This window comes from Micromonospora sp. NPDC005979, assembly GCF_040614415.1.
Taxonomy (GTDB): domain Bacteria; phylum Actinomycetota; class Actinomycetes; order Mycobacteriales; family Micromonosporaceae; genus Micromonospora.
The window spans coordinates 134,230-150,375 of record NZ_JBEXUR010000010.1 but is presented as its reverse complement, the minus strand read 5'-3'; the positions used below and the strand labels follow the sequence as shown (position 1 = coordinate 150,375).

General features: G+C 72.7%; 13 protein-coding genes. 7 read left to right on the top strand and 6 right to left on the bottom strand.

The genetic code is table 11. The features are described from left to right. Nucleotides 1-48: 48 nt before the first annotated feature. The 7 genes from ABZ272_RS18575 to ABZ272_RS18545 all read left to right on the top strand — a co-directional run bounded on the left by ABZ272_RS18575 (nucleotide 49) and on the right by ABZ272_RS18545 (nucleotide 10,450). The gene (locus tag ABZ272_RS18575; protein WP_355051164.1) at nucleotides 49-2,949 is read left to right on the top strand and encodes an AAA family ATPase; all 2,901 of its coding nucleotides are present in this window, start codon (nucleotides 49-51) and stop codon (nucleotides 2,947-2,949) included. A 136-nt stretch (nucleotides 2,950-3,085) separates the two neighbouring features. Beyond that, nucleotides 3,086-3,856, top strand: a complete 771-nt coding sequence (locus tag ABZ272_RS18570) for a DUF5995 family protein (RefSeq protein WP_355051163.1) — start codon at nucleotides 3,086-3,088, stop codon at nucleotides 3,854-3,856. 363 nt (nucleotides 3,857-4,219) lie between these two features. Beyond that, entirely contained in the window at nucleotides 4,220-4,621 is a 402-nt protein-coding gene (locus tag ABZ272_RS18565) for a hypothetical protein (RefSeq protein ID WP_355051162.1), read from the top strand. Nucleotides 4,622-4,708: 87 nt separating this feature from the next. After that, the gene (locus tag ABZ272_RS18560) at nucleotides 4,709-6,805 is read left to right on the top strand and encodes an amino acid transporter (protein WP_355051161.1); all 2,097 of its coding nucleotides are present in this window, start codon (nucleotides 4,709-4,711) and stop codon (nucleotides 6,803-6,805) included. A 171-nt stretch (nucleotides 6,806-6,976) separates the two neighbouring features. Then, on the top strand, nucleotides 6,977-8,491 hold the full coding sequence (locus tag ABZ272_RS18555; RefSeq protein WP_355051265.1) for a hypothetical protein: 1,515 nt from the start codon (nucleotides 6,977-6,979) through the stop codon (nucleotides 8,489-8,491). 255 nt (nucleotides 8,492-8,746) lie between these two features. Beyond that, on the top strand, nucleotides 8,747-9,304 hold the full coding sequence (locus ABZ272_RS18550; protein ID WP_355051160.1) for a hypothetical protein: 558 nt from the start codon (nucleotides 8,747-8,749) through the stop codon (nucleotides 9,302-9,304). Between the two features lie 777 nt (nucleotides 9,305-10,081). Next, nucleotides 10,082-10,450: a hypothetical protein gene (locus ABZ272_RS18545; protein WP_355051159.1), complete on the top strand. Its 369-nt coding sequence runs from the start codon at nucleotides 10,082-10,084 to the stop codon at nucleotides 10,448-10,450. Nucleotides 10,451-10,582: 132 nt separating this feature from the next. On the opposite strand, the gene ABZ272_RS18540 is transcribed toward ABZ272_RS18545, so the two are convergent. The 6 genes from ABZ272_RS18540 to ABZ272_RS18515 all read right to left on the bottom strand — a co-directional run bounded on the left by ABZ272_RS18540 (nucleotide 10,583) and on the right by ABZ272_RS18515 (nucleotide 16,106). After that, nucleotides 10,583-11,401: a methyltransferase gene (locus tag ABZ272_RS18540; protein WP_355051158.1), complete on the bottom strand. Its 819-nt coding sequence runs from the start codon at nucleotides 11,399-11,401 to the stop codon at nucleotides 10,583-10,585. A 101-nt stretch (nucleotides 11,402-11,502) separates the two neighbouring features. Next, nucleotides 11,503-12,273: an ABC transporter ATP-binding protein gene (locus ABZ272_RS18535; RefSeq protein ID WP_355051157.1), complete on the bottom strand. Its 771-nt coding sequence runs from the start codon at nucleotides 12,271-12,273 to the stop codon at nucleotides 11,503-11,505. Beyond that, nucleotides 12,273-13,016, bottom strand: a complete 744-nt coding sequence (locus ABZ272_RS18530) for an ABC transporter ATP-binding protein (RefSeq protein WP_355051156.1) — start codon at nucleotides 13,014-13,016, stop codon at nucleotides 12,273-12,275. Before ABZ272_RS18530 ends, ABZ272_RS18535 begins: the two co-directional genes overlap by 1 nt. Further along, nucleotides 13,013-14,023 (bottom strand): branched-chain amino acid ABC transporter permease, encoded by a 1,011-nt coding sequence (locus ABZ272_RS18525; protein ID WP_355051155.1) that lies wholly within the window; start codon nucleotides 14,021-14,023, stop codon nucleotides 13,013-13,015. The genes ABZ272_RS18530 and ABZ272_RS18525 overlap by 4 nt, the downstream gene beginning before the upstream one ends. Next, nucleotides 14,020-14,916 (bottom strand): branched-chain amino acid ABC transporter permease, encoded by an 897-nt coding sequence (locus tag ABZ272_RS18520; RefSeq protein ID WP_355051154.1) that lies wholly within the window; start codon nucleotides 14,914-14,916, stop codon nucleotides 14,020-14,022. Before ABZ272_RS18520 ends, ABZ272_RS18525 begins: the two co-directional genes overlap by 4 nt. After that, on the bottom strand, nucleotides 14,913-16,106 hold the full coding sequence (locus ABZ272_RS18515) for an ABC transporter substrate-binding protein (protein ID WP_355051153.1): 1,194 nt from the start codon (nucleotides 16,104-16,106) through the stop codon (nucleotides 14,913-14,915). The genes ABZ272_RS18520 and ABZ272_RS18515 overlap by 4 nt, the downstream gene beginning before the upstream one ends. Nucleotides 16,107-16,146: the final 40 nt, after the last annotated feature.

The window sequence follows — 16,146 nt, the reverse complement described above, 5'->3', positions numbered from 1 at the left end:
GCAGATGGCCGTAGAACGGTCGGGGGGCCTGTGATTAGGCTGCGTGCCATGGCCAGCGATGTGGACACCGCACCGCTCGTGGGCCGGACCGAGCTGGTACAGACGGTTCGGTCGGCGCTTCTCGGTGACGTGGCACAGGGACAGACGGCCGCGGTCTTCCTCACCGGCGAGAGCGGTGTGGGCAAGACCCGGATCCTCGGCGAGGTCGGCGTCCGACTGCGTGCGGCGGGCGCGTTGGTGTTGACCGGCAGTTGCCTGGACATCGGCGACGCCTCCCCACTGCACCCGTTGCTCCAGGCGCTGCGGCGTTTCGACGCGGACCTGACCGCCGCTCAGGCGCGTACCTCCTCGGCCGTACGTGGGCTGTTGCAGGTGTTCGCCGACGAGACCGGCGGCCCGGACGGCGCGGGCACGCTGCTGGAACGCGTCTCCCGGGGTCTGCACCTGATCGCCGAGGGACGACCGCTGGTGCTGATCCTCGACGACCTGCAGTGGGTCGACCGCAGCACCCGGCAGCTCCTGCTGTACCTGTTGGCCGGTCTGGGTGACCTGCAACTGTCGGTGCTGGCCGCGGTACGCGCCGAATCGTTGCAGGGAGCGCACCCGCTGCGCCGCGTGCTGACCGAGTTGCGCCGGCTACGGACGGTACGGGTGCTCGATCTTTCTCCGCTGGACCGTGCCGACACCGAACAGCTCGCCGCCGCGGTGGTGGGCCGGCCGCTTCCCGTCGAGGCGGCCGAGCAGGTCTGGCAGCGCAGCGGCGGCAACCCGTTCGTCATCGAGGAGCTGGCCCGCGACCTGCGGGACGGGCGGGACGGGCTGTCCGAGACGCTGCGCGAGATCTTCCTCGACCGGGTCGACGCGTTGCCGCAGCACGCGCACGCCGTGGTGCATGCCGTGGCGGCCGGCGTCGAGCCCGTGCAGCACTGGTTGCTGGCCGAGGTGCTGCACCTGCCCGACGGCGAGTTGATCGAGGCTGCCCGGGCCGCGGTCGCGCACCGGTTGCTGGTCAGCGCCGACGACGGCTACCGGCTACGGCACCGACTCGTCGCCGAGGTGCTGGCGCACGAGCTGCTGCCCGCCGAACGCTCCGGGCTGCACCGCCGCTACGCCGAGGCGCTCACCGCGGCGCCGGGCGAGCTGCGGCAGGCCCGGTTGGCGCATCACTGGCGGCTGGCCGGCGAGCCGGCCCGGGCGTTGCCCGCCGCGGTGGGCGCCGCGCAGGAGGCCGAACGGCTGCACGGTTACGCCGAGGCGCACCGCCACTGGACGGTCGCGTTGCAGTTGGCCGGCGACTCCGCCTCGCCGGAGGTGGACCGGGTCGAGCTGCTCGGTAACGCGGCCGAGGCGGCCCACCACTGCGGTGAGCACGCCCGCGCCCTGGCGTTGCTGGAGGAGCTGGTCGCGCTGCGGGGTGGCGCGCCGAGCTGCGCGCTGCACATCCGCCGCGCGCGATACCTCGCCGCCGCGGGCCGCTCCGCCCTCGCCGAGAAGGAGTACGAGCGGGCCCTCGACGCGGCGGACTGTTCGCCACGGGAACGGGCGACCGCCGCCGCGCGGCTCGCCGAACTGTTGCTGCACCTGGGCCGGTACGCCGACGCGGGCCGGCGCGCGCGGGAGGCGCTGGCGTTGGCCGCCGAGGTGGAGGGGTCCACCACCGAGGTGGTGCTCGCCAGCTCGGCGCTCGGCTTCAGCGACGCGTACCTGGAGGACCCGGAGGCCGGGCTGGCCGTCGTGCGTCAGGCCCTGGAGACCGCCGAGCGCTCCGGCCAGCCCGAGGACGTGGCCTGCGCGTACCTGCACCTGGCGGAGTTGATGACCGGGCCGCTGAACATCCTCGAAGAGGGTGTCGTGGTGGCCCGCCGGGGCGCCGAGCGGGTGGCCGAGCTGGGCCTCGGGCGTACCTATGAGACCCGCCTGTTGGCCATCGCCACCAACGGGCTGTTCCGGGTGGGGCAGTGGGCCGAGGCGGAGAAGGTGGTGGCTGCCGCGCTGCGGCACCGACCGTCCGGGGCGGACGCCGTCGAGTTGCTGCTGGCCCGGTGCCGGCTGTCGGTGGGCTACGGCGACATCGCGGCGGCCGACCGGGACCTCGACGCGGTGGCGACGGTGCTGGCCGGAGGCGGCGCACGACACGTCATCCCGCTGCTCACGCTGCGCGCCGGGCTGTCGATGTGGGAGGGCCGGCACGACGTGGCGCGCCAGGCCGTGCAGCGCGGCCTCACCGAGAGCCGTTCGGACGACGTGACGATCCTGTCCGCGCTGGTGTGGCACGGGTTGCGCGCCGAGGCGGAGGCGCACACCAGCCGTACCGTCGACGTGGACCCGACGGCGGTACGCCGGTTGCGGGACGTGGCCGAGCGGGTGGCGCGCAAGAGCGCGTCCGCGGCCCGACCGGTGCGGTCGGTGGTGGACGGCTTCCTGGCGCTGTGCGCCGCTGAGGTGAGCCGCCTGGACGGTAGTGACCCGGAGCTGTGGGCCGCCTCGGTCGTCGAGTGGGACCGGCGTAACCACCCCTATCCGGCGGCGTACTCGCGGCTGCGTCAGGCCGAGGCCCTGTTGGCCCGACGGAGCCGGGTGGCCACCGCGGGCAAGTTGCTCCGGGAGGCGTACCGGGTGGCGCAGGCGTTGGGCGCGGTGCCGCTGACCTCGGAGATCCGGGAGTTGGCCGGGCGGGCCCGGGTGTCCCTTGAGGAGCGGGACGGTGCCGACGGCACGCGCGCGGCCGGCTCGGTCGAGCCGGCCGACGACGAGTTGGCGACTCTCACCGCGCGGGAGCGGGAGGTACTCGCGCTCGTCGCCGAGGGGCTGACCAACCGGGAGATCGGGCAGCGGCTGTTCATCAGCGAGCGGACCATCGGCGTGCACGTGTCGCACATCTTCGACAAACTGCAGGTCCGCACCCGTGTGCAGGCCAGTGCGATCCACCTGCGTAACGCGCGCGGCTGACCACCGCACTACGTATCCCCGGCGCCCGTGTGCGCCGGGTATACGTCGTTCTACTGATCCCGGCGGCGGTCGCCGGCTGAGAGGCTGTGGCCCGTCGGCGGCGTCGCGCAGGCGCAACGACCATCATGGAGGAGAGATGACCGAACCGGTCTGGGGGCCCGTGCACCGGGACATCGTCGACCTGCTCGCCGATCACCCGGCGGACGTGCCGGCGGTGGTCGACCATCTCACGAAGCTCCAGGACCTGCTGGTGCGGTTGCCTCCGTTGGAGGCGAGCTGCCCGCTCGCCGACTTCAACAGGTTGTACCTGACGATCACCAGCAGTGTGCTGGACGGCCTGTACGACGACCGTTTCGTCGATCCGGTCTTCCTCTCCCGGCTGGACGTCGAGTTCGCGGCCCGCTACTTCGACGCCCTGCGGCTCTGGACCGACTCCAGCCCGGGCACGCCAAAGGCGTGGTCGTGTCTGTTCTCGCGGATGCGGGGGCCCGACGCCCGCCCATTGCCCTCGGCGGCGGCCGGTGTGAACGCGCACATCAACTTCGACCTGCCGTTCGCGTTGGTGACGACGTTCGACCACCTCGAGTCGGAGCCGGTCGACGGCACCGACCAGCACCACGACTACCTCGAGATCAACAACATCTTCGCCGACAAGATCCCCGGTCTGCGGCGGGGCTACCTGGAGCGGTGGCAGCTGCTCATCGACATGCTCAACGGCGACATCGACGACTGGTACCAGGGGGAACTGGTCGAGTACACCCGCGATGTCGCGTGGCGCAACGCGCAGAAGATCTGGCGGTGCCGGCACGATCCGGACGCCCGAGAGTGCGAGCGTCTGCGGCTGGACGACAACGCCGCTGCGCTTGGACGGTTGCTGCTCTCGCCCCTCGGGGCGTTCCTGCAGTAGCCGGGACGGGGGGTCCCCGCGCTCCGCCCGTGGGGGCGGCGGAGCGCGGGGGCGCAACCACCCGCCCGCTCCACCTCCCCGCGCGGTCGGCCGGCACCCGTCGGCGGCGGCCGGGGAGTCGGCCGGTCGGCCCGGGGGGTGTCGACCGTCCGCCGTCGTCGGCCGGCCCGGGGGGTGCCGGCCGGCGACGGGGGAGCGGCGGGTGCGGCGAATCCGGGGGTGTCGACCGATGAGTTCCGGGTACGCCCGCGCCATGACCGTCCTGGCCCGGCGTCGTCCCGCTGCCCGACCTCGTCCCGCGCGGCCCGGCCCGCTGCGCCCGGGCGGCCCGGTCTCGCGGCCGGCGGCCCGTCCGGGTGCCCGATGACCGACGTGCCGACCCGGTTTCCGTTCCGCTTCGACGCGGCGTTCCGTCCCGCACTGGCGTTGGTGGGGGTCCGCCCGGCGACGGCCTGGGTCGCCGTCGACGACCGGTACCTTCTGATCCGGTACGGGCCGTGGCGGCTGCGGACCGGCCGGGACAACGTGCTCGGCGCCGAGGTCGGCGGGCCGTACCGATGGTGGCGGGTGATCGGCCCGCGGCTGTCGCTGGCCGACGGCGGCGTGAGTTTCGGCAGCAGCGCGCAGGCCGGGGTCTGCGTGCGCTTCGGCGAACCGGTGCCGGCCCTGGCGCCCGCGGGCTGGCCCCGGCACCCGGCGGCCACGGTCACGGTTGCCGACCCGGCGGCCCTGGCCCGGCTGCTCGGCCGACCGGACCTGCCCTGAGCAGCCCACCTACCTGTCCCGTTCGGCCGCTCGGGCCGTGGGCTGGCACCTACGGTCGGATCAGGACCTGCGAGGGTGGGACGGGCGATGGCTGACGAGCACCGGGCGAGACCGCGACGCTGGGGCGGACGACGCCACACGCCGACCGGGCCGGACCCGGCCCTGCGCGCGGCCCGCGACCCGGCCCGGCCACACCCCGGCGGTCGGCCGGGTGTCGTGGTGCCGGAGCGGGTGGACAGCCCGGCCCGCTCGACGCCGCCGGCCAGCCCGCTGCGGCGGTGGCTCTTCGAGCACCAGGTGCAGCCGCCGGGCCCGGAGACGAGCGAGGGGCAGAACCGCCGGCACGCCTGGTGGCAGGTGATGTGCCTGACCGGCGTGGACTACTTCTCCACCCTGTCGTACCTGCCGGGCATCGCGGCGGTGGCCGCAGGCGCGCTGTCTCCGCTGGCGACCCTGCTGATCGTCGCGTTGACCCTGTTCGGCATGTTGCCCATGTACCGGCGGGTCGCCCAGGAGAGCCCGCATGGGCAGGGTTCGGTGGCGATGCTGGAGCGGCTGCTGCCGTTCTGGCGGGGCAAGATCTTCGTGCTCGTGTTGCTCGGGTTCGTGGCCACCTCGTGGATCATCACGATCACCCTGTCCTCGGCCGACGCCACCGTGCACCTGCTGGAGAACCCGTTCCTGCCGGACGCCCTGCACGGCCCGGCGGTGCCGGTGCTGGTCACCGTGGCGCTGCTGCTCGTCCTCGGCGGGGTGTTCCTGCTCGGCTTCCGTGAGGCCGTGGTCGTCGCCATCCCGTTGGTGGCCGTGTTCCTCGTGCTCAACGCGGTGATCGTGGTGGTCGCGGTGGCCCGGATCGTCGGCGATCCCACCATCGTGTCGAACTGGACGGCGGCGCTGACGGCGAGCGGAGGCGGACCCGCCGACGTGCTGCTCACCGCCGTGTTGGCCTTTCCGCTGCTGGTGCTGGGCCTGTCCGGCTTCGAGACCGGAGTCAGCATGATGCCGCTGGTGGCGGCCGACGGACCGGACCGGCAGGCCCGGCTCGCCGCCCGGATCCGGAACACCCGGCGGTTGCTCACCACCGCCGCGCTGATCATGTCGGTGTACCTCATCTCGACGACGTTCGTGACCACCGCGCTCGTCCCGGCCGCCGAGTTCCGGCCGGGTGGGGCGGCGAACGGACGGGCACTGGCGTATCTGGCGCACACGTACCTCGGTGAGGGGTTCGGCACTGTCTACGACCTGAGCAGCGTGCTCATCCTCTGGTTCGCGGGCGCGTCGGCGATGGCCGGGCTGATCAACATCGTGCCCCGCTATCTGCCCTCGTACGGCATGGCTCCGGAGTGGGCTCGCGCCGTACGTCCGGTGGTGATCGTCTACACCGTCGTCAGCGTCGCCATCACGGTCGCCTTCCGTGCCGACGTCAACGCCCAGGCCGGCGCGTACGCCACCGGCATCCTGGCGATGATGGTGTCCGGCGCGGTGGCGGTGGCCATCTCGGCGGTCCGGAGCCGCCAGCGCGGCGGCGCCATCGGCTTCACCGTGCTGACGCTGGTGCTGGTGTACGCCCTGGTCGAGAACGTCGTCGAGAAGCCGGACGGGATCACCATCTCGGCGCTGTTCATCCTCGGCATCATCGCGGTGTCGCTGGTCTCGCGGGTCACCCGGACCACGGAGCTGCGCGCCGAACGGATCGAGTTCGACGAGGCGGCCCGGCGGTTCATCACCGAGTCGCTCGCCCACGACGGCCAGTTGCACCTGATCGCGAACAAGCGCCAGGGCGGGTCCCAGAAGGAGTACACGCTCAAGGAACGGGCGCAGCGCGGCATGAACCCGGTGCCCGGCGCGTCCGACGTGCTGTTCCTGGAGATCGACGTGGTGGACCCGTCGGGGTTCAGCCAGGTGCTGCGGGTGCACGGGGTGGAGGTGGGGGGTTTCCGGGTGCTGCGGGCCAGCAGCGCGGCCGCGCCGAACGCGATCGCCGCGATCCTGCTCGCGCTGCGCGACGCGACCGGGGTACGCCCGCACGCGCACTTCGAGTGGTCCGAGGGCAGCCCGATCGCGCACCTGCTGCGGTACCTGATCCTCGGCCGGGGGGACACCCCACCGGTGGTGCGGGAGATCATCCGCCGGACCGAGCCGGATCCGCTGCGCCGCCCGGGTATCCACGTCGGCGGCTGAGGACACGCGCCGTCTGCTCCAGAAAAAGACGAATGGCAGCACTATTCACGTTCACGCCTCCCTGTCCGTATTGCGGTCATATCGTGACCTCTGGTGGCCGGCGGCACGTCCGGCCCCCCGCGCCCGAAATGGGGCACGGTCATGGCACGTACGCAGGAAGGCAGGAACCGGATGTCCACGTACCGACCAGGAGACCGCCCAGCTCGACCTCGACGGCGGTCCCGATGGTTCTTAGCCGGCGGGCTCCTGGCGGGGAGCCTGGTGGTGGGCGCGGCCGGGGTGGCCGGCGTCGCCGCCGCCGCCGACCGTGACCTCTCCCTCGGCGTCCTGGGCCGGTTGACCGCCGCCGACCGCGACGACGACCGGCGCTCCGGCGAGCGGTCCACCCCCGAGCGCGGCGGGGACGACGCCGAGCGGGCGCGGCCGCAGACGCCGGGCACCGGCAAGCACGGCGTGGTCGAGGTGCCCTGCGACGCGGCGAAGCTGGTGGCCGCGTTGGTGGCGGCCAACGCGGAGGGCGGCGCCGAGCTGCGGCTCGCGCCCCGGTGCCGGTACACGCTGACCGAGGCGTTCCACGAGACCGACCAGTACGACGGCGGTATCCGTGACGCCCGGGAGCAGGCCGACGCGGCGGAGACCCCCGGGGACGCCGACGCCCCGCCGCACAACCCGGCCGACGACACGGCCGGCCTGCCGGTGATCTACCAGCCCATCACCATCGACGGCGCCGGCGCCACGATCGCCCGCGACGCCCAGGCCGAGGCGTTCCGGTTCTTCACCGTCCGCGACGGCGGCGAGCTGACCCTGCGCGACGTCGAGCTGCACAACGGCCGCTCGGCCATCGAGGGCGGCAGCGTGCACGTCGTGCACGGCGCGACGGCCGTGGTGGAACGGGTCACCGTCACCCAGAGCACGTCGTTGTCGCCCGAGGGCGGCGGCGGTGGGATCTTCAACGACGGCAACATGGTGGTCACCGACTCCACGTTCATCGGCAACAGCGCCTCCGGCGCCGCGGGCAAGGGCGGGGGCCTGCTCAACGGCGGGGTGTTGACGCTCAAGCGCTCGGAGTTCCAGCACAACAGCGCCAACGGCTACGGCGGTGGGCTCGGCAACTACCGGGGCGCGGCCGACGTGGAGAGCACCAGCTTCGCGCAGAACAGCGCCGGGCAGGGCGGTGGCCTGGCCAGCTTCTCGGCCCGGACCAAGGTGTACGACACCGAGTTGCTGAACAACACCGCGCAGGTCGGCGGCGGCGCCGCCAACTCCGACGCGGTGCTGGTGATGCGCAAGATGACCATCCGCGGCAACACCTCCACCGTCAACGGCGGCGGCATCTCGACCGTCAAGGGTCTGCTGCCCCTCGACGACAGCGTGGTGGCCGGCAACACCACGCACGGCATCGGGGCGGGCATCTACACCGAGAAGTCCAACCTGCTCGTGCGCGGCAGCGACGTCACCGGCAACGAGGCGGTCGGCGCGACGTCCAAGGGTGGCGGCATCTACGCCACCGCGGGCGCGGTGGCGCTCTACACGAGCAAGGTCACCCACAACGCGGCCACGGTGAAGCCGGGCGGCATCTTCGCCGAGCACGCCCAGGTCAAGATCGACGACGAGAGCGTGGTCGTCGAGAACGAGCCGACCAACTGCGAGGGCAGCGCTGTACCGATCGCGCACTGCTTCCGCTGAGTTCCACCAGTCCTCCATCCTGAGCGCAGACGCCCGCCCGGACAGCCGTCCGGGCGGGCGTGCTCGTGCGCGGCCGCTCAGCTCGGCGCGCGCTGCCGCCCGGACAGGTCGGTGGAGCATCCGCAGCCAACAGAGCTGACCCGTTCGGACGAGGGGACCGGTCGGGGCGAGCGCACGTCTCACCCCCGACCGGTTCGTTATATCCGAAGTATCCGGTTAGCGGTTTCCAGTGGCCGCCCGAGGAGGTCTGCCCCGATGCCCCGACGCATGACCGCGCTGCTGGCGGCGCTGCCGCTGCTGGCGCTCACCGCCTGCACCGCCGCCACAGCCGCGCCGACAACACCCCCGCCCGCAACCGCGACACCCAACCCCGGCCAGTCCGAATGGCCCGGCCAACAAGAGGTCATGGACGCCGCGACGGTCGTCGATGATGCCGCCCCGTCGCGCTGGCCCGACGCCTACGCCGGAGTCGCCGTCGACCTGCCCGCCCACCTCCTGCTCGTGCGGCGCATCCCCACCCCGGGCTTCGACGCCGCGATCCGAGCGATGGTGCCGGCCGTGACCGTGCGGTTCGAGGACGCCGTGCACTCCGCTCGGCTCCTCGACGGCTGGGTGGAGAAGATCAACACTGACTACGACTACTGGCAGAGGCGAGGCATCCCGCTGCACACCGTCGGCGCGGAGCCCGGCCAGTACGTCGAGGTGGGAATCGACAACCCCAGGCGCGACGCCGGGAAGATCCGAGCCCGCTACCCACACATGGTCTTGCATATCGTGCACGGCGGCCCCCCGGAGCCCCTCAACGCCGACTGACGTAAACCGGCGGCGAGCAAGGTGCTGCCGCACCGCTTCCGATCCTCGCGCCGTGGCCGGCGCTGCTGTCCGGTCGGCTTGCCACCGGTTTGACATTGCCAACGTGAACGCCAACCTCTGTCGGCTGGGCGAGTCGAGGCCCGCCTCCACCGCCCCTACCGCAGAAACCTGCCCGGCCGCGCCGCCGCCGGTCTGCGCCGCCGCGACAGCGTCTCGGGTCAAGACGGGAAACGCCCGAGCGGCCATCACCGCCGCCGCGCGTACGCGCTCACCTTCGCTAGGCCCGCCCGTAGTTTTCAAACCAGAAACATTCCAGGCAGTTGATCTAGGACCGTCACCTAGGGTCAGGTCCTCAAGCTGAGCGTTTCCGGGCAGCCACTTCAGCTGTTTCCCGTGCTCCCGGCACCTGGGAGGCGGTCGGTGCCGGTGCCGACGGTGGGTGCTCGTCGTTCTCGACGGTGATGCCGGCGGAGGTCTCCTCGCCGAGCCGGACGTAGCTGCCAAGGGTGGCGAGGTGCCGGTGGCGGGGTCGTACATCGACTCTCGGGCTTCCGCTGCGGCGGGACGGATCTGTCGCTGGCGCCGGATCCGGCCCCGGTGCCCAAGTCGGTGAGTGGGTGGAAGGTCGAGATCGGTCACGTCTTTGTTGCGGGCCGGGGTCATGTGTCGAACTTTGATTCATCTTTAGACCTGCATGCATCGATGCAATCGATCACTGGCTGTTAGTAGCCTGCTGCGGACCGTCCGGTCGAATGTCTCTCGATAGGAGAACCAGGCGTGCAGAAGAAGAAGTTGTTCATCAGCAGCGCAGCGGCACTATCGGTCAGCGGTCTTCTGCTGGTCGTTCCTCTGAGCGGGGCGAACGCGGCTGACGACACCAGTCCCGCCGCGAGTAAGAAGCCGTCCGGGATGACCGCGCTGTCTCAAACGCCGGGGACTCCCGTGACAGTGGTGGCGGGCGCGAACAACATCTCCTTCGCCACCTGTCCCGCTGGCACGATCATCACCGGAGGAGGCGGACAGACATCCGGGTTCGACATCTTCCTCACTGACTCGTTCGCGTCGGGCAACGGCTGGGCGGTACGAGGCTCCAACCGGGGAACCACGGCCCAAACCCTTACGGCCGTCGCCATCTGTCTCGGGTAGACCAGCTCGCAGATGGGCCCGTTACCCCCGGTGTCGGGGGTAACGGGCCCGCGGTCATCCCGGGCGTTGACAAAGCCCCGATGGGACGCCGACGGTACCGGCCGGACAGCGAGGGTAGTGTCCTAGGACGGTTTAGGGGGTGTGACGGGTGGCACCGAGGCGGCCTCGGGTGGAGACGAAGTGGTAGCTCATGACGGCGAACGCCGGGTCGCGGACCAGTCGACGAAAGGCGGTGAGCTGCTGCGGTGACAGGCCTGCCGCCAGCAGGTCCGGCTCCAACTGGCGGGAGTTCGTCTCGTAGAGCGACGTGCCGGTCGACCCGCCGGCCCAGCTCTGCGAATGGGTGACGGTGTCGACGTCGGCGAGGCCGGCGAGGGTCATCTCGGTGTGCACGTCCTGCGCCCACCCCAGGTCGGCGCCGTGGTCCTGGAGCACGCCCATCATGGTGTCCATCACCTGCGCGAACAGCTTCGCCGCGTCGTCGCTCGGCGCGGTCAGCACCCGTACCGGCGTGGTGCAGTCGAACTCCTCGACGACCAGCCAGCCGCCGGGAGCCAGCGCTCCGGCGAGGGTACGCAGGACCCGCCGGCGCTCGGGCAGGTGCAGCAGCACCAGGCGGGCGTGGATCAGGTCGAACGCGTCCCCGGGCGGGGGGTCGGCGCGCACGTCGTGGCGGCGTACGCGCAGGTTGCCGTCGGCCACGAGATGCGTGGGGTCGATGTCGGTGGCCAGCACGCTGCCGTCCTCGCCGACCGCGCGGGCGATCCGCCGGGCCATCGAGCCGCCACCGGCCCCGACCTCCCAGCAGGTCGACCCGAGGCGCAGGACCGGTCGGGCCAGGCGGCGCATCGTGATCGGGTCCAGGAAGGACTCCAGCGCCCGCATCTGCGGTACCGCGTCCGGTGCGCCGTTGTCGAAGGTGTACGTCCCGTCGCTGATCGGGGTCGCCATACGTCTTCCGCCTCTCCGAGTGGGTGACTGCGGGGTGTCGGCCCCGAACACGGGGACCGGCTGACTACGGGGTGTCGGCCCCGAACACGGGGACCGGCTGACTACGGGGTGTCGGCCCAGAGCCGTGGGCTCGCTGCGGTGCCCGGGGGCATGCGAGTGGCGGTGATGCCGACCATCGCCTCCAGGCGGCCCGGGTCGCTGCGTGCCTCGGTGGTCGGCCGGTCGTAGACCACCCGGCCGTACTCCAGCACCGCCACCCGGTCGGCGATCTCGATCGCGTGACGGAGTTGCTGCTCGACGAGCAGCACGGTCAACCCGTTCGCGGCGAGGTGACCGACGAGGTCGCGGACTCGCGCGGCCAGGTCGGGCGCGAGCCCTTCACAGGGTTCGTCGAGCAGCAGCACCCGTGGCTGGCCGAGCAGCGCGCGGGCGATGGCGAGCATCTGCTGCTCGCCGCCGGAGAGTTCGCAGCCGCGGTGTCGCAGCCGTACCGCCAGGCGCGGCAGCAGCTCGAGGATCCGGGCCACCGTCCAGCCCTCGCCGCCGGGTGTCGCGGCCCGCCACGGCGCGGCCGCCAGGACGAGGTGCTCGGCGACCGTCAACCGGGAGAAGACCCGCCGGCCCTGCGGTACGAGGCCGACACCGGACTGGGCGACCCGGTGGGGTTGCCGGCCGGCCACGTGGACGCCGCCGATCTCGACGCGCCCGCTGGAGGCGCGCACCAGCCCGGCGATGGTGTGCACGAGAGTGCTCTTGCCGGCGCCGTTGCGACCCACCACGGCCTGGATGGTCCCCGCGGGCACCCGCAGGTCGACGTCGTGCAGCACGGTCCCCCCGGCGTAGCCGGCGCAGAGCCGCTCCACGTACAGCATCAGGACACCCCGTCGGCGTAGGCCCGCCGCACCAGCGGCGAGGTACGGATCTCGTCCGGTGTGCCGGCGGCCACCGTCCGGCCGTCGCGCAGCACGGTGACGGTGTCGCAGAGGGCGTACACCAGGTCCAGGTGGTGTTCGACCAGCAGCACCGCGACCTGGCGGGGCATCGCCGCCAGCAGCTCGGCGAGCCGGCCGACCTCGGTGGCGGACAGTCCGGCCGCCGGTTCGTCGAGCAGCAGCAGGCGGGGACGGCCGGCGAGGGCCATCGCGATCTCCACCTGCCGGCGTTGCCCGTGTGCGAGCTGGCCGGCGGGTACCGTCGCGAGGCCGGACAGGTCGAGCTGATCGAGCAGCGCGGTGGCGCGCCGTCGGGCGGCGTCCCGGGCCCCACCGGGCCACCAGCGGTGTGGCCGGAGCGTCCGGGGTAACGCGGCGACCTCGATGTTCTCGCTGACGGTCAGGGTCGCGAAGACGGCGGGCCGCTGGTGTGTCCGGTCGATGCCGCGGCGGGCCCGTGCCGCCGGTCCGAGCCGGCTGACGTCGCTCCCGGCGAAACGCACCGAGCCACGCTGCGGGCGGGTCGTCGCGCCGAGCACGTTGAGCAGCGTCGTCTTGCCGGCCCCGTTGGGCCCGATCAGGGCGTGGCGCTGGCCGTCGTGCACGCACAGGTCTACGTCGGTGAGCGCGGCGAGCGAGCCGTACCGAACGGTGACCTTCTCGGCGCTGAGCAGGCAGGTCATACCCGCAGCTCCGGTGTGCGGGCGGCCGCCGGGGCCGGGCGGTCCAGCGTGGGGACGCGTTGCCGCGACCCAGGTCGGCGGACCCGCGTGACGCCCGTGGGCAGCAGGTAGACCGTCGCCACGAACAGCGCGCCCAGCACCAGCGGCGCGTGACCGGGCAGCACCCCGAACAACCAATCGCGTACGGCGATGACGAGAACCGCGCCCACCAGCGCGCCGCCGACCGACACGGTGCCGCCGACGACGACGCCGAGCAGCAGCAGCGCCGACGTGTCGAAGCCGAAGTCGGCGGGGGAGATGTACTGCTGGACGACGACGAGCAGGGAGCCGGCCGCGCCGGCGATCGCCCCGGCGGCGACGTGCGCGCCGGACAGGTAGAGCGGCACCCGGTGCCCGCTGGCGCGTAGCCGCGCCTCGTCGTCGCGGGCGGCCCGCAGCAGCAGCCCGCCGCGGGTGCGCACCAGCAGCAGGACGGCGCCGACCAGCGTCGCCACGACGACGAGGGTGTAGACGTACCGGGCCCGGTCGGAGGCCAGCACCGGCAGTCCCCACAGCGGACGGACCGGGGTGATCCCGGCCAGGCCGTCCGTGCCGCCGGTCACCGACCGCCAGCGTCCGAGGACGGTCACGACGAGCTCGCCGATCGCCAGGGTGATCATCAGGACGATGACGCCCCGGGCCGGCACGACCAGCGGCAGCGTCACCGCGGCGAGGGTCGCCCCGGCCAGCGCCGCCACGGCGACCTGCACCACGCCGACGTCGGAGACCTGGCTGCCGAGCACAGCGCTGGCGTACGCGCCGGCGGCGTACGGCGCGGTCTGGCCCAGGGTGGGCAGTCCGGCGACACCGGTGAGCAGCGCGACGCTCACCCCGACCAGGCCCAGCGCGAGGGTCCGGGCGAGGATCGCCGCGGTGTAGTCGTCGACCACCCACGGGGCCACGATCAGGCCGGCGACGACGAGCGCCGCGACGGCGGCACGCGCCCGACGGAGCACCCCGTCCCTCACGCCGCCGCCCACCGCAGGGCCAGGCCCCGCGCCCGAACGGCGAGCACGGCGGCCATGGCGGCGAACAGCAGGAACGGGGCGGCGGACGGCAGCAGCGCCACGCCCAGCGTCTGGATCTCGCCGACCGCGAGGGCCGCGAGCAGGGTGCCCACCATGGACCCGAGCCCACCGAGGACGACGACGACAAGCGACAGCAGCAGCACCGTGTCGGCGGTGTCCGCGCCGGGGCCGATGATGGGCGCGCCGAGGACGCCGGCCGCGCCGGCCAGCGCGCCACCGGCGGCGAGCACGCCGACGCGGATCCGTGCCGGGCTCACGCCCAGGCAGGCGACCATCTCCGGGTCGTCCACGGCCGCGCGGACCAGCATCCCGGCCCGGGTCCGCCGCACGACCAGGTAGAGACCGGCGGCCAGCGCCGCCGCCACGACGATGAAGACCAGCCGGTACGCGGCGTAGCGGTGCCCGGCGACCGCCACCGACCCGTCGAGGGCGGCCGGGACCCGTACCTGCGGATCGTCGGGGCCGAAACCGGCGACGAGGAGGCTGCCGCCGGCCAGCGCCACCCCGAAGGTCAGCAACGCCTGGGTGAGGTGGTTGCCGGTGGCGACCGGCGTGAGCAGCCCGGCGAGCACCACGCCGGCCGCTGCGGCGGCCAGCACACCGACCCCGAGAGCCAGCGCGAGACTCGCCCAGCCGCCGTCGAGCACCGCCGCGGCGGTGTAGCCGCCGATCGCGTAGAGCATGCCGTGTGCCAGGTTGAGGATGTTGGCGACGCCGAAGCAGAAGACCAGGCCCGCCGCGGCGACGAACACGAGCAGCCCGTAGGCGACACCGTCCAGCGCCGGGATGAGGTACGGGTCGATCCGGTTCGTGCCGGCCGCGACGGTGTTCACCGGCCGACGGTCGCGAGGTCGCCCACGACGGTGTTGGACAGCGCCCGACCGTCCTGGCGGACCTGACGCAGGTACCACTTCTGCACCGGCGAGTGGGTGACCGAGGAGAACTGCCACGCGCCGCGCGGGCTGGCGATCTGCCCGAGCTTGCCGATCTGGGCGTTGATGGCCTCCGGTGTCGGGTCGCTGCCGGCGGCCCCGATGGCGCGGTCGAGCACCGCCGCCGCGTCGTACGACGCCAGGGCGTACGTCGTCGGCGACCCGTCGTGCTTGGCCTTCCACGCCGCGACGAAGTTGCGGTTCTCGGCGTTGTCGAGGTCGGGGGAGTAGTTGAGGACGGAGTAGATGTCCCGGGCCGCCTCGCCCTGGGCGTTGAGTACGCCGCCCTCGGTGAGGAATCCGGCCGCGTACAGCGGAATGTCCTTGATCTCGGACTGCGCGTACTGCTTGACGAAGTCGACGGCGGCGCTGCCGGCGTAGAAGGTGTAGACGGCCTGCGCGCCGGAGGCCTTGATCCGGGCGAAGTACGGCGTGAAGTTGGTGGTGGCCGGGAACGGCGTGAAGGTGGTCTTGCCGTCGGGGTTGGCGAGCGTGCCGCCGGCCTTGGCGAACGCCTCGGTGAAGCCCCGCAGCTCGTCCCAGCCACCCTGGTAGTCCGGGCCGATGGCGTACACCGAGCCCTTGACGTTGTCCTTGACGTGCTGGGCGATCGCGGCGCCCGGCTCGTCGGAGAGGTACGAGGTGTGCCACACCCGGGAGACGTCCTTGATCTCCGGCCGGCCGTTGGAGCCGACGAGCGGGACCTTGGTCTCCTGCAGCAGCGGGTAGACGCCGGCCACCGAGCCGCCGCCGACGATGCCGGTGAGCGCGGCGACGCGGTCCTGCTTGAGAAGCTTGGTCGCCGCCGGCACGGCGGTCGCGGCGCCGTTGCCCTCGTCGGCGACGACGAGGTCGACCTGCCGGCCGCCGAGCTTGCCGTCGTGGGTGTCCAGGTACAGCTCGAAGCCGTCGCGGATCTCCTTGCCGACGGACTGGTACGTCCCGGACAGCGACGCGAGGAGTCCGATCTTGATGGACCCGCCGCCGCTCGTGGCCGGTTCGTCGTCGGCGCAGGCCGTGCCCACGGCGAGCACGAGCGCGAGCAGCGCGGCGCCGACGGCACGGCTGCGCGCAGGGGTGGTGAGGGACATGTCGTCTCCAGGGGAAGAGGAGGAGGGGTCGGTCGGTGCG